Origin of the sequence: Aquabacterium sp. A7-Y (genome assembly GCF_026153205.1) — a bacterium.
Taxonomy (GTDB): Bacteria; Pseudomonadota; Gammaproteobacteria; order Burkholderiales; family Burkholderiaceae_C; genus Caldimonas.
Genome location: NZ_JAPFBW010000039.1, coordinates 35,608 through 54,950, shown reverse-complemented (window position 1 = coordinate 54,950; position 19,343 = coordinate 35,608). Strand labels below are relative to the sequence as shown.

Annotated in this window: 15 protein-coding genes; 12 read left to right on the top strand and 3 right to left on the bottom strand. The window is 67.0% G+C overall.

The window, feature by feature from the left end:
- From OOT46_RS26480 to OOT46_RS26470, 3 genes are all read left to right on the top strand, one after another.
- Positions 1 to 1,458: hypothetical protein (locus tag OOT46_RS26480; RefSeq protein WP_265406629.1), on the top strand; the 1,458-nt coding region annotated here is incomplete at its 5' end.
- A gap of 60 nt (positions 1,459 to 1,518) precedes the next feature.
- Positions 1,519 to 1,947: a hypothetical protein gene (locus OOT46_RS26475; RefSeq protein ID WP_265406628.1), complete on the top strand. Its 429-nt coding sequence runs from the start codon at positions 1,519 to 1,521 to the stop codon at positions 1,945 to 1,947.
- Between the two features lie 495 nt (positions 1,948 to 2,442).
- Positions 2,443 to 2,784, top strand: a complete 342-nt coding sequence (locus OOT46_RS26470; RefSeq protein ID WP_265406632.1) for a putative quinol monooxygenase — start codon at positions 2,443 to 2,445, stop codon at positions 2,782 to 2,784.
- A gap of 200 nt (positions 2,785 to 2,984) precedes the next feature.
- On the opposite strand, the gene OOT46_RS26465 is transcribed toward OOT46_RS26470, so the two are convergent.
- Positions 2,985 to 4,286: a serine/threonine-protein kinase gene (locus tag OOT46_RS26465; RefSeq protein ID WP_265406627.1), complete on the bottom strand. Its 1,302-nt coding sequence runs from the start codon at positions 4,284 to 4,286 to the stop codon at positions 2,985 to 2,987.
- 302 nt (positions 4,287 to 4,588) lie between these two features.
- On the opposite strand from OOT46_RS26465, the gene OOT46_RS26460 reads away from it, so the two are divergent.
- Positions 4,589 to 7,150 (top strand): ATP-binding protein, encoded by a 2,562-nt coding sequence (locus OOT46_RS26460; protein WP_265406626.1) that lies wholly within the window; start codon positions 4,589 to 4,591, stop codon positions 7,148 to 7,150.
- A gap of 174 nt (positions 7,151 to 7,324) precedes the next feature.
- On the opposite strand, the gene OOT46_RS26455 is transcribed toward OOT46_RS26460, so the two are convergent.
- The gene (locus OOT46_RS26455) at positions 7,325 to 9,193 is read right to left on the bottom strand and encodes a sigma-54-dependent Fis family transcriptional regulator (RefSeq protein ID WP_265406625.1); all 1,869 of its coding nucleotides are present in this window, start codon (positions 9,191 to 9,193) and stop codon (positions 7,325 to 7,327) included.
- Between the two features lie 240 nt (positions 9,194 to 9,433).
- On the opposite strand from OOT46_RS26455, the gene OOT46_RS26450 reads away from it, so the two are divergent.
- The 6 genes from OOT46_RS26450 to OOT46_RS26425 all read left to right on the top strand — a co-directional run bounded on the left by OOT46_RS26450 (position 9,434) and on the right by OOT46_RS26425 (position 16,035).
- A complete protein-coding gene (locus tag OOT46_RS26450; RefSeq protein ID WP_265406624.1) occupies positions 9,434 to 10,486 on the top strand; it encodes an NAD(P)-dependent alcohol dehydrogenase in 1,053 nt (350 codons plus the stop codon).
- Between the two features lie 44 nt (positions 10,487 to 10,530).
- Positions 10,531 to 12,093, top strand: a complete 1,563-nt coding sequence (locus OOT46_RS26445) for an ABC transporter substrate-binding protein (RefSeq protein WP_265406623.1) — start codon at positions 10,531 to 10,533, stop codon at positions 12,091 to 12,093.
- Positions 12,094 to 12,157: 64 nt separating this feature from the next.
- Complete coding sequence (locus OOT46_RS26440; protein ID WP_265406622.1) at positions 12,158 to 13,039, top strand: carbohydrate ABC transporter permease; 882 nt, start codon at positions 12,158 to 12,160, stop codon at positions 13,037 to 13,039.
- The gene (locus tag OOT46_RS26435; RefSeq protein WP_265406621.1) at positions 13,036 to 13,881 is read left to right on the top strand and encodes a carbohydrate ABC transporter permease; all 846 of its coding nucleotides are present in this window, start codon (positions 13,036 to 13,038) and stop codon (positions 13,879 to 13,881) included. Before OOT46_RS26440 ends, OOT46_RS26435 begins: the two co-directional genes overlap by 4 nt.
- Positions 13,882 to 13,893: 12 nt before the next feature.
- Entirely contained in the window at positions 13,894 to 14,955 is a 1,062-nt protein-coding gene (locus tag OOT46_RS26430; RefSeq protein ID WP_265406620.1) for an ABC transporter ATP-binding protein, read from the top strand.
- Between the two features lie 15 nt (positions 14,956 to 14,970).
- Positions 14,971 to 16,035: an ABC transporter ATP-binding protein gene (locus OOT46_RS26425; protein WP_265406619.1), complete on the top strand. Its 1,065-nt coding sequence runs from the start codon at positions 14,971 to 14,973 to the stop codon at positions 16,033 to 16,035.
- On the opposite strand, the gene OOT46_RS26420 is transcribed toward OOT46_RS26425, so the two are convergent.
- Positions 16,017 to 17,210, bottom strand: coding sequence for an aromatic ring-hydroxylating oxygenase subunit alpha (locus tag OOT46_RS26420; RefSeq protein WP_265406618.1), 1,194 nt, complete (start codon positions 17,208 to 17,210; stop codon positions 16,017 to 16,019). The genes OOT46_RS26425 and OOT46_RS26420 overlap by 19 nt on opposite strands.
- A 263-nt stretch (positions 17,211 to 17,473) precedes the next feature.
- Between OOT46_RS26420 and phnC the strand changes: the two genes are divergently transcribed.
- Complete coding sequence (gene phnC, locus OOT46_RS26415) at positions 17,474 to 18,313, top strand: phosphonate ABC transporter ATP-binding protein (RefSeq protein WP_265406617.1); 840 nt, start codon at positions 17,474 to 17,476, stop codon at positions 18,311 to 18,313.
- 49 nt (positions 18,314 to 18,362) lie between these two features.
- Positions 18,363 to 19,334, top strand: a complete 972-nt coding sequence (gene phnD, locus OOT46_RS26410; RefSeq protein ID WP_265406616.1) for a phosphonate ABC transporter substrate-binding protein — start codon at positions 18,363 to 18,365, stop codon at positions 19,332 to 19,334.
- The last annotated feature ends 9 nt before the right edge of the window (positions 19,335 to 19,343 follow it).

The following is a 19,343-nucleotide window of genomic DNA, read 5'->3' as shown; positions in this document are numbered from 1 at the left end:
CTGGAGCGCCTGCCCGTCCATGCGCGCCGCGGTGCCTGGAGCTACCGGGCTGGCCGTTTTGTGCTGCGACACCGGGTGGTGGTGGGTGTTGCGACGGTAGCCAATCTGACGATGGCGGCCGGTCTGGCATTCGCAGCCTTCCAGGCCTACGAGGCCACCCGCGAACGGGAACGGGCCGAACGACACCTCAGCAGCGTACGTCAGCTGGCGAATGTCTTCATCTTCGATGTGCACGCCGCGATCGAGAATTTGCCGGGCAGCGTCGGCGCGCGCAAGCTGCTCATCCAGACCGCGCTTACCTATCTGGAGCGGCTCAGTGCGGAGCACCGCAACGACCCAGGTTTGCAGGTGGAGATCGCACGCGGCTATTTGCGTATTGGCGACATCCTGGGCGACCCGATCCGCGCGAGCCTCGACGACAAGGAGGGCGCGCGCCGCACCTACAGCAAGGTCAAATCTCTGCTGAAACCGGTACTGGCAGGTACAGCGCCGTCCTCACCCGAGCACCGATCGGCGCAGCAAGAAATGGTGAGGGTGCTGGATCGGGAGGCACAGATTCTGATCCTCGATGGGCATTACAGGGAAGGCGCGGCCTTGTTGTTCCGGGAAGCGCTCCCCTACGCCCAAGTTCTGGAGATGTACGACCCTCGGGCGATCATCGTGGTCTCCGGCAACCTCGCGACGGCCTACAGCAGAGCTTGTGATGAGATCGGCTTTAACCGCTATTACAGCAAGGCACGGGAAGCATTGCAGCGGGTGCTGGCCACACATGCCAGAGCCCCGTGGGCGTTGCGGCATCTTGCGTATCTCTACAACAAGTATGCCTTTCATATGCTGGAACGGGATAGCGCCACCGAGAGTGCAACCTTGGCGGCGAAGGCGGCCAAGCAAGCACTTGCGACGATCGGCGCACTGCGGATTGACGACCCCAATGACACTTTGACCGTGCGTGCGGAGATCTTCGCGCGTGGTTACCTCGGCTCCGCGTTGGGCCGCATCGGTCAGTGGTCTCGGTCGAGTGTGGAACTTCAATCGAATATCGCCCTCATCGAGTCTGAAGTTCAACGGGAGCCGTACGACGTGTTGCTGCAGCCGGAGCTCGCCCTGATGCAGGCCAAGCTCAGTCAAGCGCGGCTGGCGCTAGGCAAGGTGGAGAGCAGCATTGGCCTCGCACGGGCCGCCGTCACTCGATACGAAGCCTTGGCGGCCGGCGTCAAAGAGCAGACGTTCAACCTGACCGGCGCGGCGATCGCCAATTTCCAGCTGGCGCAGGCGCTGCAGAGGGACGGCACAACCGACATCGCTCGTGCCCGCGCCGCACATGACCGCCGTGAAGCGTGCCAGTCCTATTACCGCGCGGCACAGCTGCTGGCCGCGGCAGAACGCCATCAGCCCAACTGCGCCGGCAGCTTGAGCCGCGAGACGGTTCGACAGGCAATGCAGCAGTGTTCGCGTTGATGAACGGCGGAGTCCGGCCTGCCTATCGCACCTCCTCCCAACGCTCGATCGAACATCCGCGTGGACGGCCCTCGCGAACTGATAGTCAACAACGAACATCGCTGGCTCCGCGAGGAGCTCAACAAGTACACCAGCCAGCTCGCGGGCGCGGGCGAAATCGACACCAGCGAAATGGTGCGTGAGGTCAGTCACGGCCTTGCTTCGCTCGTTCAGCGACAGCAAAAGGCGATGAACGACATCGAGAAAAAGTACGAACCGAAGAAGTGGGCAGCCTATCTGGGCGGCGGCGCTGGATTGGCTGTGACCGGAGCCGCCATGCTCCCGATCCTGTCACCGTTCCTCGGTGTGGCGATTCCCGCCGTCGCTGCAGCGGCTGCTCTTGGCGGCGGCGCGCTGGGATTCGCCAAGGAAAAGCTCGGCGAGCTCACAGAAAAGCGGCAAGCGCAACAGTCGATGATCGGCATGCTCGCCACGGCGCGCACAAAGTGAGAGGCCTATGCGGGCGGGGTCGGCCACTGCATCAGCGTGAACTCAGGCCAGACTACGATGTCCAGATCTTCCGCGCAGACAGTCTCGGACCATCTTTCTGCGGCAAAGGTCGAGTGACCGGTGACAGAGGTGCTGCGGGCGTACAGAGGGTGACCCGACGAATGTCCGGGGACCGACGTCGCCAACAGTGAGGCCGGCGACAGCGAATGGCTGCACCCAGTCTGAAGCGGCCATCGAGTGCCCCCGCACTAATGTCGTCGCAGACTTTATTGCAGTATTACTCCGACGGCAACAATGAGGAACTGGACATGCATGGCAGAAACGCTATCAAAGATGTCGGTTTCGCCACTCTTCATTTGTGGACACCGCATCTAGAGTTCGAGCTCCCTCAACAACGTGCGACTGCACACGGAGCTATCCATGAACTCTCTCAAAGGAATGGCCGCTGCCATTGCCACCTCTCTTGCCGTCGCCGGCGCGGCGGGCTTGGTGAGCTTGCAAGCTCAAGCCGCCGATTCGGCGGACAGCCAGGCCAAGACGGCTTTGTGGGTCGTCTTGGATGCCAAGAAAGGGAAGGAAGATGAAGTCGCCAAGTTCCTGATCGGGGGCAAAGCAGTCGTTCTCGACGAACCTGCCACGAGCAGCTGGTTCGCGGTCAGGCTGAGCAAGTCGCGATTCGCGATCTTCGACACCTTCCCCAGCGAGGCGGGACGAGACGCCCATCTGAGCGGCAAGGTTGCGGCCGCACTGATGGCAAAGGCGCCTGACATGCTGCAGCATCCTCCGAGCATCGAAAAGATCGACGTGTTGGCCGCCAAGCTGCCAAACACGAAGTAAAACGAAGCTGAGGCGGCGGGGCCGATGATCCGGTCATCTCGTGTGTTGCTCGAAAACGGCGACCCCATGTTCTCGGCACGTTTGAGAGATCACTTGTCGGCCCGGAAGGAGCGTCCACCCTGCAGATGACGACAGTCGGCCTCGATCTGGCCAGGAAGGTGTTCCAAGTGCACGGCATCAAACAGCCTCAACTTCGCCACTCAGCACCTGCCGCTCGCAGCTGTAACGCGAGCACTGCTTCGTCTACACCCTCTGATGACCGCAAGAACCAAGCGGGGTGCCAAGGCGAGCCGGGCGATGGACGCCGCACCCGTCACCGCCCTTTGGCACAGTCGTAACCGCCCCGTCCTGTAGCGCCAGGCTCCCTGTCGAGCCCATACCGGCAGCCGCTCCAGATGCCGGAACAAGTCCTCGGCAAAGTGCTCGGCGGACGCATAGCGCTGGCCCGGATCCTTGCGCAGAGCCTTCAGCACGACGGCGTCGAGGTCGCCTTGTAGCCGCCTGCGATCGTCAGCAGACGTTGTCGCAGCTCGGCTCGGAGGCTGCGGTTTGCTGTCGCAGATGGCCTTGCCGAGCTCGTACTCGCTGGCAGGGAACACCCTGCAGTACGGCGACGTGCCCGTCAAGAGATGGTACAGAACAAGGCCGAGCGAGTAGACATCGCTGGCCGGCGTGATCTGCTCACCGCGGACCTGCTCCGGGCTGGCGTAGGCCAAGGTCAGCACCCGGTCGGCCGTACGAGTCACGGTGTGCGGATCGCCGGCGATCTGCTTCGCGATACCGAAGTCGAGCAGCTTGACGATGCCTTCGGTGCTCACCAGGATGTTGCCGGGTTTGAGGTCGCGGTGGACCACTCCCATCTGATGCGCATAGTGCACCACCTGGCAGACCGTACCAAACATCCGCAGCCGTTGATCGATCGACAGCTTGCGGCGTTCCGCATACACGTCGATGGGCTCACCATCGACCAGCTCCATCACAAGATACGGACGACCATCGTCTGTCACGCCGTCATCGAAGACTCTGGTGAGGTTAGGATGGTCGAGACTGGCCAGGATCTGGCGTTCGGTGCAAAAGCGCGAGAGAAGGTGTTCTCGATCGAAGAAGCTGTCGCGCATCAGCTTGATCGCCACCTGTTGCTCGAGCACACCGTCTGTACGTTCGGCGCGATAGACATCCGCCATGCCTCCCCGCCCGATCAGCGCAACGATGCGATAGGGTCCCAACCGTTGGCCGGTGCGCGAAGATTCGTGGGCTTCCCTCAATACTCGCACCAAGGCTGAAATAGGCCGATCGAGCACGCTGCTGCTCACAGCGGCGACATCGAGCAAGGATTGCAGTTCCTTGCCCAGCTTCGCTTCGTCCGCGCTGACGCGGGCAACCAACTCTCGGCGCCCTGAAGTCGACCGCTCCATGGCCTCGGCCAGCAAGTGCTTCACACGCTGCCACTGCCCGGGGTCCGGCCTGGTTTCAACCGACCTGAGGTCTTCTTTACCATGCATGGCTGCACTCCCTGGTCATGCTGTGCACATTGACGAGACCGGGTCGCAAGGTCGGCTGTGGCACGTGGCGGCAGCAAGCGGACCCCGGTGCGAGCATGGAGACTGCGAGCTGCCGGGCCGTCCGGCGATACCCTGCGTGACGAAACACCGGGGTCATGGCGCTGTTCGCATAAAGCGCCGATCTCCGGACATGGCTTCGTCAAACGCGATACGGGTCGAGTGTTCACCCGCCACCGAGCACCCGTCCTTAAAATTGCTGAAACGTTCGAAGATCTCCTGACCGCTTCTCTGGAGATTCCGCGATGTCCGATCGATACCGTTTCGATCGTTTCGAACTGCGCCCCGTCGAGCGCCTGCTGCTGCGTGACAGTAGCCCTGTCCTTCTGGGTCCACGCGCCTTCGACGTCCTCCTCATGCTGGTCGTCCACCGGAACCGGTTGGTGGCGAAAGCGGAGCTGCTCGATCGGGTGTGGCCGGGACGGGTGGTGGAGGAAGGGAACATTCAGGTGCAGATCTCCGCCTTGCGGAAGGTGCTCGGTCCGCATGCGATCGCGACCATTCCGGGGCTCGGATACCGCCTTGCCGTAGCAGTCAACGAGGGCTCCGAAGCCGCTGCGGCACCTCCGGTCAGCGTGCCGCCCGCGGGCCTGAGCCACGCGCCGGCGAGCCCCACCAACCTGCCCGCGGTACTCGATCCACTGATTGGTCGCGACGATGACCTCGCGGAGTTGAGGTCCCTGCTCGCGCAGCATCGCCTGGTCACGCTGGTCGGCTGCGGCGGCGTTGGCAAGACGCGCCTGGCGCAAGAGGCTGCACGGGCCCGCTTCGACAGCCATCCAAGAGGCGTGTGGTGGGTGGATCTTGCGGCGCTGTCATCGGCACAAGCCGTCGTCCCCAGCATCGCGATGGCCGTCAACGTCCCACTCGGCAAGGCAGACGCGCTGGCGCACCTGGTCCGTTCTCTGATGCGCCACTCGCTGCTGCTCGTGTTCGACAACTGCGAGCACCTGGCGGCGGACGTGGCTGCGATCGTCCGGACTCTGCTCGAGGGCACGGAAGGCATTCGCGTCCTGGCGACGTCGCGGGAAGCGCTGAAGGTGCCGGGCGAACAGCTCTATCCGCTGATGCCGCTGGAACTGCCGCCGCCTGGTACTCCCCTGGCGCGGGCCCGTCGTTATGGCGCACTCCACCTGCTGGAACGCCGGGCAACGGCTGCGGACCGACGTTTCCAGCTGACGAATGCCAACCTGGCAGATGCCACCGAACTGTGCCGTCAGCTCGATGGCGTGCCGCTCGCCATCGAAATGGCTGCCGCGCGCATTCCCCTATTTGGCGTCCGCGGCCTGCGACAGGAGCTGGGCAATCGGCTGGACCTCCTGCAAGCACCCAGCCGCGACGCTCCGTCGCGCCAGAAGAACCTCAGGTTCACCCTCGAGTGGAGCCATTCCTTGCTGGACGGCGACGAGCAGACCCTGCTGCGGCGACTCTCGGTGTTTGCCGGCAGTTTCCGCCTTCAGGCGGTGCAGGCGGCCGCCACCCAGCCCCTGAACGAGTGGACGGCTGTCGACGCATTGTCAGGACTGGTGGACAAGTCGCTTGTCAAGCTGACCCAACTCGAGCCACCACGGTACCGCCTTCTCGAGACGACTCGCCTCTTTGCCGGGGAAAAGTTGGCGGCCGCAGGCGAAGTGGATCACATGCATCGTCGCCACGGCCTGGCCATGGCGGCACTCGCCCATGACGCGCAACGCACCAGGCGCTCAAATCGCGCGATCCGCATCCTGGCCGTCTACCTGCCCGACTACGATGACCTGCAAGTGGCTTTCGATCGCGCCTGCAGGCGCGATGACGCCGAAGTGGCAGCGGTCGTTCTGTCGCTGCTGCGCCTCATCGACTTCTTGCGCGGCCTGTATTCCAGCTCAAGCCACCGTGTCGAGGAAGCCGCCCGGCTGCTCACCCACGCCAGCCGGTCCGGTCAAGCGCGCCTGCACTGGTTCATTGCCACATGCAGCTGGGTGACCTTGCCCGGTGTTTCCCGTCTGGACTCGGCACGGAGCGCTGTGACACTGTGGCGCAGCATCGGAGATCCCCACGAGCTGTACCGCTCGCTAGCCGTCGCAGCCACCGAATCGGCGCGGGTCGGCGACTACCTCGCCGCTGCCGAGGCACTGCGTGAGGCACGCGAGGTCGAGAATCCGTCCTGGCCGGCCCGCGTCCTGGTCGTCCGAAGGGTCCACGAAGGCTGGGTGGCCTTGTGTCGCGGCGACGCCGCACATTACCGCGACTGCCTGAGTCAGGCACTGGCGCTGTGCGAGCAGGAAGGCGAGGACGAAATGGCGAATTTCTCGCGGATTTGGCTAGCGGACGCGTCCATGATGACCGGCAATGTCGCAGCCTGCATCGCGCTGTCCCGCGTGGTCATCGAGACTGGCCGTGCCTTCGATCAGGCGGAACACCTGGGTCGCGCCCTCTGCCTCCATTGCGAGGCCTTGCTCTCGATCGGTGATGACGAGGGCGCACGCGCCGTTGCAGCAGAGGCGCTGGCGATCATCGAGCCGGATACCGTGGATTGGCTGTACCTGCTGTGGTGCGCAGGCGTGCTGGCAGAGCGCTGCGGGCGCCACGCTGATGCGGTCAGGCTGCTCGCGGAGTGTGAGGAAGCACGGGATAAGGACGACCCCTGGACCTATCCGATCCATGCCCGCCTGGAGGAGAACAGGATTGCCACCATCAAGGCGTCTCTGGGCGATGAGGCGTGTCTGCAACCGCGAAGCTGGGGCGCACGCCTCGGCAGCGAACGGGCCCGCCAGCTGGCCCAGGTCGTCCTCGCCGGCCCGCCCGCAGCTCCGGAGCCCAGCCGCTGAATCTGCGCCCCAGCGACGCCAGCGGGTGCTCGGCGCTCACGGTTTCCTCGAAGCGGCCTCGTTTGGAGTCCTACTGGGAGCTGCATGTCGCACCCAGCAGCGGTGCAAGGCACTGCGACTGAGCTGCGGAATGCGCTCCACCAGGTCCTGAACCGATCCCCAGAGTGGACACTGCTAGTTGTCGCGCAGGTGCTTGTAGACGGTGGTGCGCGAGATCCCGAGCAGGCGCGCCGCTTCCGCGATGTTGCCTCCCACCGAGGCGCAGGTCTCGCGGATCTGCAGGCAGTTGCGCCGCGCCAATGCGTGGCCGCGGCACTCGGGGCAGGCAGCGGGGGCCTGTGCGCCGTCGGAGACGATCCCATCCTCGTCGAGGAATCCGCCCTCGGCAGCGATCACCGCACGCTGCAAGGTGGTCCGCAGCTCACGCATGTTGCCGGGCCAGGGACGCCGGCGCAGACGCTCGATCGCCTCGTCGGTGATGGCGATGCCGGGCTGGATCGCCTCCAGAAGGTGGTGCACCAGCAGCCCGAAGTCGGCACGTTCGCGCAGCGGCGGCAGCAGCACCTCGTAACCGTTGAGCCGGTAGTAGAGATCGGCGCGGAAGCGTCCCGCCGCCACCGCCTCGCGCAGGTCCCGGTTGGCGGCCGAGACGATCTGCACGTCGACCCGCTTGACCTTCTGGCCGCCGACCGGGCGCACCTCCATCGCATCCAGGAAACGCAGCAGCGTCGTCTGTGCCGACGCCGGGATGTCGGCGACCTCGTCGAGAAACAGGGTGCCCTGGTCCGCCGCCTGGATCAGACCCGGCGAGCCGTCCTGGCGGGCATTGGTGTAGGCGCCGCGCTCGTGCCCGAACAGCTCGGCGATGAACAGCGACTCGGCAATCGCGCCGCAGTTGACGGCCACGAAGGCGCCGCTGCGGCCGCTCAGCGCGTGCACATGGCGCGCCATCAACTCCTTGCCGGTGCCCGTCTCGCCGAGCAGGTGGACCGGCATGCGGCGCCGCGCCGCTTCGGCGATGCCGGTCATGCGCCTCTGCAGGACCGGGTCCTCGCAGACGAAACCCACCGATGCGGTCGACGGCCGCGGTGGGACCTGCACCGCGGCGGGCGCGGGGCTGCCGCGCCCCCCGGCAGCGCGGTTCCCGATCTGGCGGCACACCATGAACACCGCGCTGCCGGCGCGGTCGCGCACCCGCAGTACCGCGCCGCCGAGCACACTGTCCAGCGCGCGGTCGAGCTTCACGTCGAACAGCTCGTCGAAGCGGCGGCCCACCTGCGCGTCCAGGCCTGCGAGCAGCGCCCGGCCGACCCGGTTCAGTGCGCCCAGGCGGCCATCGGGCGCGAGCGACAGCAGGCCGGCCGACAAGGTGTCCAGATACTCCATGCGGGGGTGGAAGGCGAGGATCACGACGTCGGAGCGCTCACGATAGATCAGGCCGTTCTCGATCTGCGCGGCGGCCATCCTCACCAGCGCATGGGTGTGCTGCTGGCGGGCTTCGTTGCTGCAGGATGCGTCGAGCAGGCCGATCACCTCGCCGCCGGCATTGAAGACCGGCGCCGCCATGCAGCTCAAGTGGCCGTGCGCCGCGAAAAAATGCTCGCGTCCGTAGACGGCGATCGGCGCGCGCTCCAGCAGCGCGAGGCCGAGCGCATTGGTGCCTCGCTCCTGCTCGCGCCACCAGCTGCCGGGAACGATGGCCTGGCCGTCGCGGCTCTGCGCGAAGCCGGGGTCGCTGATCGTGTCGAGGATGACACCGTCCCGGTCGGCGAAGGCGATCATGAAGTTCGAGCCCGAGATCTGCTCGTAGAGCACCTGCATCTCGGCAATCGCCAGCCGGCGCAGCAGGGCGTCACGCTCGCGCCGTCCCTTCAGGTCGCCTCCCTCGACGACGGCCACCTGCGCCCGGCCCAGGGGATCCAGGCCATGGTCCAGGCAGCGTTTCCAACTTGCCGCGAGCGTCTGGCCAAGCGCTCCCGCCGGCAGGCGTCCCCCTCCTTCGAGCGCCAGGCGCGCCCGCTCCAGCCCGGACAGATGTTGCATGGTCTCCTCGTTGTGTGTGATCGGGGCTGGGCCGAAGCTTCGGGCAAAAAGTTCACCAATGCAATATTCAGAAACTGAACAGTCGAAGCGGTGCGACGTCCAGGCGCTGCACGTCGAAGGCCCCTGCGATCCGGGCTAAGTCCTTGATTTGAAAGGAGCCGCACGGCTGGCACGGAGCCTGCGAAAAGCGCCCGACACAGTCGCCCCCAAGGGATGGGGGCGTGTGATCGGAGGAGCTTTATGAAGGCACAAGTTCTCAAGCAGTACGACGAATCGCTGACCGCCGAGCGCTGGGTCGACTACGAGGAGGTTCCGGATCCGCGCATCGAGAAATCGACCGACGTGATCGTGCGCATCGGCGGCGCCGGCGTCTGCCGCACCGACCTGCACATCATCGAAGGCGTGTGGAGGCCGCACCTGGACCCCACCGGCGACCAGCTGCTGCCCCTCATCATCGGCCATGAAAACGCCGGCTGGATCGAGGAGGTCGGCAGCGAGGTCGAGGGGCTGCAGGTCGGCGACCCGGTGATCGTGCATCCCAAGATCACCGGCGGCACCTGCCTGGCCTGCCGGCGCGGCCACGACATGCACGGCGAGGGCAAGTTCCCGGGGCTCGACAGCCAGGGCGGCTATGCCGAATTCCTCGCGACCTCGCAGCGCAACATCGTTCCCCTGCCCGCGACGCTGTCGCCCAAGGACGTGGCGCCCTATGCCGACGCCGGCCTGACCGCCTACCGCGCGGTGAAAAAGGCCTCGCGGCACCTCCTGCCCGGCGAGCGCTGCGTGATCATCGGCGCCGGCGGCCTGGGCCATATCGGCATCCAGTGCCTGAAGGCCATGTGCGCGGCCGACATCATCGTGGTCGACCTGTCCGACGCGTCGCTGGCACTGGCCAAGAAAAGCGGCGCCGACTACCTCGTCAAGGCCGACGGCAACGAGGTCGAGGCGGTGCTGGCACTCACTGGCGGCAAGGGCGCCGAGGCGGTCATCGACTTCGTCGGCGAAAAGGGCACCACCTCCAAGGGCCTGGCGATGACCCGGCCCATGGGCAGCTACTACGTGGTCGGCTACGGCGAGGACATCCGGGTGCCCAGCGTCGACATGGTGTTCACCGAGAAGAACATCATCGGCAACCTCGTCGGCACCTGGGCCGAGCTGATCGAGCTGATGGCGCTGGCCGACCGCGGCCTGGTCGACCTGGCGACGGTGCACTACAAGCTCGCCGACGCCAACCAGGCCCTGAAGGATCTGCACCACGGAAAGATCCACGGCCGCGCCGTCCTCATTCCCTGACGGTCTGCTGCACAACAACACCCATACCCAAGAGGAGACAAACCATGAAAACGCATCTTCAATGCCTGGCCCTGGCCGCTGCGGTTGCGCTGACGCCGGCCGCCGCCCAGACCGCCGCTGCGCCCGCGGTCGACTATTCGAAGTACGGCGACTATGCCAAGTACGGCAGCGCGCCGGACGTGCCCGGCGTCTGCTCCCATGCGGCCATCGCCAAGAAGAACTACCGCGGCCGCACCTTGCGCGTGATCACGCACGCCGTGCCGGTGATGGGCGAGCCGACCGACCTGCACGCCAAGCAGTTCCAGGACCTGACCGGCGCCAAGGTCGACGTCGTGCACGTGCCCTTCGGCGACCTGTACCAGCGCATCATGATCCCGCTGCAGACGCGCCAGGCGGCCTACGACGCGATGTTCTACCCCTCGCTGTGGATCGGCGACCTGCACAGCTTCCTCGCGCCGGTGCCGGCGACCTACCTGCAGGCCGGCGGCATGAAGGACGTCACGCCCAACTACCGCGACGTCGCCACCTGGGGCGAGCAGATGCTGCAGTACCCGGTGGACGGGGACCGCCACTACATGAAGCTGCGCGCCGATGTCTTCGACAACCCGGCCATGCAGGCACGCTTCCTCAAGGACACCGGCCGCAAGCTGGAGGTGCCGGCGACCTGGGAGGACTACAACCAGGTGGCGAAGTACTTCTCGGGCTGGGACTGGGCCGGCGACGGCAAGAAACACTACGGCAGCGCCGAGGTGACCAAGCGCGACGACCTGATGTTCTCGGCCTTCCTCAGCCGCACCGCCGCCTATGCCAAGAACCCCAAGGTCAAGGGCGGCTTCTTCTTCGACCTGAAGACCATGGAGCCGCAGGTCAACAACCCCGGCTGGGTCAAGGCGCTGCAGATGTTCATCGATGCGCAGAAGGCCTTCCCGCCCGGCGGCAACAGCTTCGGCCTCGGCGACGAGATCTTCTCCTTCGGCGGCGGCCAGGCGCTGATGAGCTACAGCTGGGACGACGCCTTCATCCAGGCCATGGAGCCGGGCAACCCGATCCGCAACAAGGTGCTGGCCGCGCCGCTGCCGGGCTCGCGCGAGGTGTGGAACCGCGTCACCAAGACCTGGGACCGCTTCGACGTGCCCAACGCGCCGCCCTACATCACCTGGGGCTGGACCTCGGGCGTGAACAAGGCCTCGAAGAACCAGGACATGGCCTTCGACTTCCTGTGCTTCTTCTCCAACGAGGCCAACGCCTACCTCGACCTGCAGATCGGCCGCTTCGGCGTCAACCCCTACCGGGGCGGTCAGTTCGATCCGGCCTACTGGCAGGACAAGCTGGGCTGGGAGGCCAAGGTGGCGCAGTCCTACGTTGACACCCTGTCGCGCATGGACCGCAGCAACAACCGCGTGTTCGACCTGCGCGTGCCCGGCGTGAACCAGTTCATGTCCACCCTGGCCAACGGCGTGGCCGAGGCGATGGCGGGCCAGAAGTCGCCGCAGGAGGCGCTCGACGGCGTGGCGAAGAAGTGGCAGGAGATCGTGCGCAAGATCGGCGTCGACAAGGTCCGCGACGCCTACGCCAAGGTCGTGGCCCTGGAGGACCGCGGCCGCTGAGCCCCGGCTCCCGAGCGCACCGGCGCCTGGCGCCGGTGCCCCCTCCCCTTGCTGGACACCTTCCATGAACGGTTTTTGGTTCCGGAGCTACAAGCTCGCCTTTCTGCTGCCCGGCCTGCTCATCCTCGTCGCGATCATCCTGTTCCCGCTGCTCTTCACCATCGTGGCGAGCTTCACCAGCTGGGACGCGGTGACGCCCGGCCTGAACGGCACCGGCCTGTCCAACTACGCCGCGGTGCTGCAGGACCAGCGCTTCTGGGAAGCGTTTGCGCGGCTCGCGCTGATCGCCGTCGCCACGGTGACGATCGAATACCTGCTCGGCCTCGGGCTGGCCTTGCTGGTCTGGCGCGAGGTGCGTTTGAAGCGCTTTTTCCGCGTGCTGTTCCTGATCCCGATGATGACCACCCCGGTGGTGATGTCGGTGGTCTGGCGCACGCTGCTGCACGAGTCGCTGGGCCCGGCCAACCACCTGCTCGCGGCCGTCGGCATCGAGCCGGTCCCATGGCTCAGCGCTCATGGGCCGGCACTCGCCAGCGTGATGATCGTCGAGATCTGGCAGTGGACACCCTTCATGTTCCTGCTGCTGCTGGCCGGCCTGCTCAGCCTGCCGCGCGAACCTTTCCTGGCCGCGGCCATCGACGGTGCCGGCCCGGTCCGCACCTTCTTCAACGTCACCTGGCCCTCGCTGATGCCGGTGTCGGTGGGCGCCATCGTCATCCGCCTCATCGAAGCTTCCAAGATCATGGACACCATCTATGTGCTGACCTCGGGCGGACCCGGCACCGCGACCGAGACCTCGGGCTACTACATCTACATCCGCGGCCTGCGCGACTTCGAGATCGGCTACGGCTCGGCCTTGTCGATCACCTATCTGGTCGTGATGACGCTGGCGCTCACGCTGATCGCCAAGCTGCTGGCGCGCTTTGCACACGGAGAAGGCGCATGAAACCCAAGCTCTACACCCTGCTCAAGTACGCCGCCATCGTGCTGTGGTCCGCGTTTGTCGTCGCCCCCTTCCTGTGGGCGGCGACCACCAGCTTCAAGACCTCGGCCGGCGTCACCGGGGGGCCCACCTACCTCCCCTGGCTGCAGTACCAGCCCTCGCTGGACGGATGGCGCCACCTGTTCGGCGCCACCGGCGGCATCGACATCGTCGGCCCCTACCTCGACAGCGCCATCGTCACCTTGAGCGCCAGCGCGATCAGCATCGTGCTGGGAACGCTGGCGGCCTACGGCCTGTCCCGCTTCAGCTACCGGGCCGGTTTCGTCAGGAACGGCGATCTGGTGTTCTTTTTCATCTCCCAGCGCATCATGCCGCCCATCGTGCTCGCGATCCCCTTTTTCCTGATGCTGCAGTTCCTGCAGCTGCTCGATACGAAACTGGGCCTGATCCTCGTCTACATCGCGCTGCTGCTGCCGATCGCGGTGTGGGTGATGATCGACTTCTTCAACAACGTGCCGCGTGCCATCGACGAGATGGCGATGCTCGACGGCTGCACCCCCTTAGGTGCCTTCTTCCGCGTGGTGCTGCCCAACAGCCTGCCCGGCATCATCGTGGCGACCCTGTTCTGCATCATCTTCGGCTGGAACGACTTCTTTTTCGCCTTCACCCTCACCTTCACCGACACGCAGCTGCTGCCCGTCGCGGTGGTGGCGCTCAACTCCTCGGTCACGCCGTGGTGGAGCCTCTCGGCCTCGGCCCTGGTCTCGGTCGCGCCGCTGGTGGCCATTGCCTTCTGGGTCGAAGGTTTCCTGTCGCGCGGCACGCTGGCCGGCGCGGTGCGTTGAAGGAGCACGGGCATGACTTTGAGCATCGACCAGCTGCACCTGGAGCGCGACGGTGTGGCGCATCTCGACGACCTCGCGATGCAGTTCCGCCCCGGCCAGCTGACCACCGTGATCGGCCGCACGCTGGCCGGCAAGACCACCCTGCTGCGCACCCTCGCCGGGCTGCAGGCGCCCGACCGCGGCGCCATCCGCCTCGACGGCCGGTCGCTCGCCGACACCCCGGTCTGGCAGCGCGACGTGGCCATGGTCTACCAGCAGTTCATCAACTACCCGCACCTCAGCGTGTTCGAGAACGTCGCCTTCCCCCTGCGGCGCCGCCGCATGGCCGATGCGGCGCTGCGACAGCGTGTCGCCCAGATGCTGGAGAAGGTCGGCCTGACCGGCTTCGAGCAGCGGCGCCCGGGGCAGCTCTCGGGCGGGCAGCAACAGCGGGTGGCGCTCGCCCGCGCGCTGGCCCGCGGTGCGCGCCTGCTGCTGCTGGACGAGCCGCTGGTCAATCTCGACTACAAGCTGCGCGAGCAGTTGCGCAGCGAGTTCCGCGCCTTGCTGGCCGGCGCCTCGGACACCATCGTCGTCTACACCACCACCGAGCCGGCCGAGGCAATGATGCTCGGCGACGCCGTGGTGGTGATGCACGAGGGGCGCATCCTGCAGGCCGGCGCGCCGGCCGAGGTGTTCGACCGGCCGGCCTCCACCACCGTGGCCGAGATCGTCAACGATCCGCCGATGAACTTCCTGCCCGGCCAGGTCGCCGAGGGTGCCCTCGTGCTGAACGGCGGCCCCCGGATGACGCTGCCCGTGCACCTGGCCCAGCTGCCCCCGGGCGAGTACCGCTTCGGCATCCGCGCCAAGGACCTGCACATCGATCCGAGCAGCGGCATCAGCGGCTCGCTCGGATTCTCCGAGGTCTCGGGCTCCGAGACCTTCCTGCACGTCGACACGGCCTTCGGCAGCGTCGCCCTGCAGCTCGAAGGAATCCACGACGTCGAGCTCGGCGCCCGGATCCCGATCGGCCTGTCGCTGCAGCGGCTGTTCGCGTTCGCGCCGGCCGGACAGCTCGTCGCCGCCCCCTGAGGAGTCAACCACACCATGGCACGCATCACCTTGGAGCGCATCGGTCACCGCTACGGCAGTGCCCCCTACGCGCTCGAACCCTTCGAGATGGAACTGCGCGACGGCCGCAGCTACGCCCTGCTCGGCCCGTCCGGCTGCGGCAAGACCACCATGCTCAACATCATCTCCGGCCTGCTGCGGCCGTCGGAGGGACGCGTCCTGATCGACGGCCGCGACGTCACGGCGGAGCCGACGGCCGGCCGCAACATCGCCCAGGTCTTCCAGTTTCCGGTGATCTACCCCTTCAAGAGCGTGTTCGAGAACCTGGCCTTTCCGCTGCGCTGCCGCGGCTGGCCCTCGGCCCGCGTCACCGGGCGGGTCGAGGAGATTGCCGCGCTGCTCGGCCTGCAGGACCGCCTCGGCCGGCCCGCACGCGGTCTGACCGCCGACGCCAAGCAGCTGATCTCGCTCGGCCGCGGGCTGGTGCGCGACGATGTCGCGGCGCTGCTGATGGACGAGCCGCTGACCGTCATCGACCCGCAGCTGAAATTCCAGCTGCGGCGCAAGCTCAAGGAGATCAGCACCCGGCTGGGCCTGACGGTGGTGTACGTGACGCACGACCAGAACGAGGCCATGACCTTCGCGCACGAGGTGGTCGTCATGTCCGCCGGGCGGGTCGTGCAGCGCGGCACGCCGGAGGACCTGTTCGAGCGGCCGAGCACGACCTACGTCGGTTATTTCATCGGATCGCCCGCGATGAACCTGTTCGACGCCGCGCTGGGGCAGGAGGAGTTGCGCATCGGCGGCGTCGCCGTTCCGGTGCCGGCGGGGTGGCTCGCGCGCGCGCCCTCGGCCGCCTTCCAGATCGGCATCCGCCCCGAGCACCTCACCCTGGCCGAGCCCGGGGATCCGGAAGCGGTGCCCGCCGAGCTGCTGGGCGTGCAGGACCACGGCAGCGTGCGGGTCCTGGAGCTCCGCATCGGCACGGCGCACGCCAGGCTCAAGCTCGATCGCGACCGGCCGCTGCCGCCGCAGCGAACCACGGTGCGCCTGCCTGTCGACAAGCTGAGGGTGTTCGTCGATCAGGCCCTGGTCGCTTGAGGAAGGCCGGCCTCGCCCTGGAGCGCCGCTTGGCACTCCAGGGTGAGCATGCGCTCGACCGAAGCGTGAAAGGCCGCGCAGGCGAACTCGTTGGCGCCGAAACACAAGGCCTGGTTGGCCCCGCTGGCAAGCCCGGCCTGCATGCTGGCCGCCAGCGCGTAGTCCTCGCCGAGCACGGTCCAGAACTCGTCCAGGTTGCGCTGCCAGTACGCCGGCGAGCGCGAGCTGCGGTGCTGCTGCGGCACCACCAGCCAGCCGTCGACCCGACAGGCGTCCACGCCGGTGGGTGTCACCGCGAAGCCGTTCAGGTGGTCGCCCTCCCACAGCAGCAGCGTGGCCGGGAAAAAGAAGTAGATCGTGTTGATGGCCTTGGCATAAGCTTCCAGCGTCGCCGGTGGCCCGGCCAGCGCGCTGAAGGCCCGCTTGGGCAGCACCAGGCGCTGGTGGTCGCCGAAGCGGTCGTGCACCACCACGTTGTCGTGGAACAGGGCGGCGATGGTGCCGCGGTGGGCATAGGCGAAGTGGTAGGTCTCCAGGTTCGCGTCGAACAGCAGCTTCCAGTTCGACGCCTGCTCCAGGCCACGTTCGTGAGCGACCGTGGCCTCCGCCGTGAAGCCGAGCGCCTCCACCTCCCGCCCCAGGGGGCCGAAGTAGCCGTCCCAGTCGAAGCCGCTCTGCACACTGGCGACCACCCAGACCAGCCCGAAGCGTTCCACGCAGGGCAGCGGCACCAGCGCCGACTGCTCGCGCGGCGCATGGGCGAAATCGCTCTCGTGGGGACGCCCGAGGCAGCGGCCGTCGGCGCCGTAGGTCCAGCTGTGATACGGACAGACAAACCGTTCGCGCCCGGTGCCGCAGGCGCCCTCCGCCGCCAGCGCGGCGCCCCGGTGCCGGCAGGCATTGATGAAGGCGCGCAGCTCGCCCTCCTCGCCACGGCACAACAGCACCGGCACGCCGTGGACCGTGGTGGCCCACCAGTCGCCGGGCGACTTCAGGCGGGCGGCCGCGCCGACCGCCAGGGGGCAGCGGCGCAAGGCGATGCGCTCGGCCTCGTACCGGCTGCGGCTGAGGTAACGCTCCACCGGCGACCAGCTGCCCGGCTCGCGCTGGCGCTGCGCGCCGTTGATGGCGGCGGCGATGCGGGCGTGAAGCTCCGCCAGAGTTGCGTTGTTCATCTTGCTGTCCTCGTCCGGGCTCCCCTTCGATCCCGACTCGCGAGCGCGGCCGCTTGCCGAAGGCGGAAATGAAGTCCTGCGAGCCGAACTGCCGCCGCAGCCTGCCGGCATCCTAAACCGGTTCGGCCGGTGTGCCGCTGGCGGCAGGCGCCAAAAGCAGGGGGCCGCCGCTCCCGTCATCCCGCTGTCACACCGAATTCACGCGACAGTCACGGGTCATCTAGATGATTCGCCCCGTTGTCCACTCTGTCCGGGAGATCCCCATGAGCGATCCGGCGATCGAGGTGAAGGCCTTGCGCAAGCGCTTCGGCGCGAAGCCCGCGTTGCGCGGCGTCGACCTGCGTGTCTCGGCCGGCGAGATGGTCGCGCTGCTGGGCGCGTCCGGTTCCGGCAAGTCCACGCTGCTGCGCCATCTGTGCGGCCTGCACCGGGCCGACGAAGGCTCGGTGCAGGTGCTGGGCCGCGAGCTCCAGTCCGCCGGCCGCCTGTCGCCCCGGGTGCGGGCCTTGCGCGCCGACATCGCAACCATTTTTCAGCAGTTCAACCTGGTCGAACGCCTGCCGGTGATGACCAATGTGATGGCCGGCGCCCTGCACCGCCTGCCGCTGTGGCGCACGCTGCTGGGCAGCTTCCCGGCCGGGGAGCGCGAGCGCGCGCTCGATGCCTTGCGCCGCGTCGGCATCGAGGCCTGCGCGTGGCAACGCGCATCGACGCTCTCGGGCGGCCAGCAGCAGCGTGCGGCCATCTCGCGTGCGCTGGTGCAGGGTGCCAAGGTCGTGCTCGCCGACGAACCGATCGCATCGCTCGACCCGACCGCCAGCCGCCGCGTGATGGAGCTGCTGGCGGCGGTGAACCGCGAGTTCGGCGCGACGGTCGTGGTCTCGCTGCACCAGGTGGACTACGCCTTCGCCTACTGCCCGCGCACGGTGGCGCTGCGCGCCGGCGAGGTGGTGTTCGACGGTCCGACCGCGGAGCTGTCGATGGAGCGGCTGCAGGCGCTGTACGGCGGGCAGACCGACGAGCTGTTCCCCGAACCCGTGCTGCGGCGCCCGGCAAACCCGGCGCCGGGCCTGGCGCCGGTCCCGATGATGCAGGCGGCCTGAACGGCGCTCGCCCTCAATGTTCCCCATCTTTCCCCAGGAGCCCTCCTCCATGAACCGTCGCACCCATATCGCCGCGCTGATCGCCGTGAGCGCCACCCTGTTCGGCCTGACCTCGCCCGCCGCCGCCGAGACCCGCGAAATCAACTTCGGTTTCATCTCGACCGAGTCGTCGAACAACCTGAAGGCCGCCTGGCAGCCCCTGATTGACGACCTGCAGAAGGCCACCGGCCTGAAGGTCAACACCTTCTTCGCCCCCGACTACGCCGGCGTGATCGAGGCGATGCGCTTCAACAAGATCCAGCTCGCCTGGATGGGCAACAAGTCGGCGATGGAGGCCGTGGACCGGGCCGGCGGCGAGGTGTTCGCGCGTGTTGTCAACGTCGACGGCACGCAGGGCTACTGGAGCCTGATGATCGTCCACAAGGACAGCCCGCTGAAGACGCTGGACGATGTGATCCGCAACCGCCAGAACCTGTCGCTCGGCTTCGGCGACGTCAACTCCACCAGCGGTTCGCTGGTGCCCGGCTACTACGCCTTCGGCGCCCACAAGGTCGACCCGGCACGCGACTTCAAGCGCTCGGTGCGCAGCAACCACGAGACCAACATCCTGGCGGTCGCCGGCAAGCAGGTCGACGTGGCGACGGTCGCCAGCGACGGGGTCGAGCGCATGAAGATCAAGATGCCCGAGAAGGCCGCCGAGCTGCGCGAGGTGTGGCGCTCGCCGCTGATCGCCAGCGACCCTCTGGTCTGGCGCAAGGACCTCGACGAGGCCACGAAAAAGCGCCTGCGCGAGTTTTTCCAGACCTATGGCCGCGACGCGCGCGAGAAGGCCAACCTGGCGAAGCTGACGCTGTCGGGCTTCGTGGCGTCCGACAACCTGCAGCTGCTGCCGATCCGCCAGCTGGAGCTGGCCCGCGAGCGCGGCAAGGTCGAGGCCGACGCAGCGCTGGGCGCCGAGGACAAGGCCCGCAAGCTGAAGGACATCGACACCCGCCTGGCCGAGCTGGCCAAGGCGAAGTGAGAAAGAAAA

Excerpts from the sequence above, each read along its gene's own strand:
- OOT46_RS26465 (WP_265406627.1), bottom strand. The coding sequence starts at position 4,286 with ATGCATGGTAAAGAAGACCTCAGGTCGGTTGAAACCAGGCCGGACCCC.
- OOT46_RS26460 (WP_265406626.1), top strand. The coding sequence starts at position 4,589 with ATGTCCGATCGATACCGTTTCGATCGTTTCGAACTGCGCCCCGTCGAG.
- OOT46_RS26455 (WP_265406625.1), bottom strand. The coding sequence starts at position 9,193 with ATGCAACATCTGTCCGGGCTGGAGCGGGCGCGCCTGGCGCTCGAAGGA.
- OOT46_RS26450 (WP_265406624.1), top strand. The coding sequence starts at position 9,434 with ATGAAGGCACAAGTTCTCAAGCAGTACGACGAATCGCTGACCGCCGAG.
- OOT46_RS26445 (WP_265406623.1), top strand. The coding sequence starts at position 10,531 with ATGAAAACGCATCTTCAATGCCTGGCCCTGGCCGCTGCGGTTGCGCTG.
- OOT46_RS26440 (WP_265406622.1), top strand. The coding sequence starts at position 12,158 with ATGAACGGTTTTTGGTTCCGGAGCTACAAGCTCGCCTTTCTGCTGCCC.
- OOT46_RS26435 (WP_265406621.1), top strand. The coding sequence starts at position 13,036 with ATGAAACCCAAGCTCTACACCCTGCTCAAGTACGCCGCCATCGTGCTG.
- OOT46_RS26430 (WP_265406620.1), top strand. The coding sequence starts at position 13,894 with ATGACTTTGAGCATCGACCAGCTGCACCTGGAGCGCGACGGTGTGGCG.
- OOT46_RS26425 (WP_265406619.1), top strand. The coding sequence starts at position 14,971 with ATGGCACGCATCACCTTGGAGCGCATCGGTCACCGCTACGGCAGTGCC.
- OOT46_RS26420 (WP_265406618.1), bottom strand. The coding sequence starts at position 17,210 with ATGAACAACGCAACTCTGGCGGAGCTTCACGCCCGCATCGCCGCCGCC.
- phnC (WP_265406617.1), top strand. The coding sequence starts at position 17,474 with ATGAGCGATCCGGCGATCGAGGTGAAGGCCTTGCGCAAGCGCTTCGGC.
- phnD (WP_265406616.1), top strand. The coding sequence starts at position 18,363 with ATGAACCGTCGCACCCATATCGCCGCGCTGATCGCCGTGAGCGCCACC.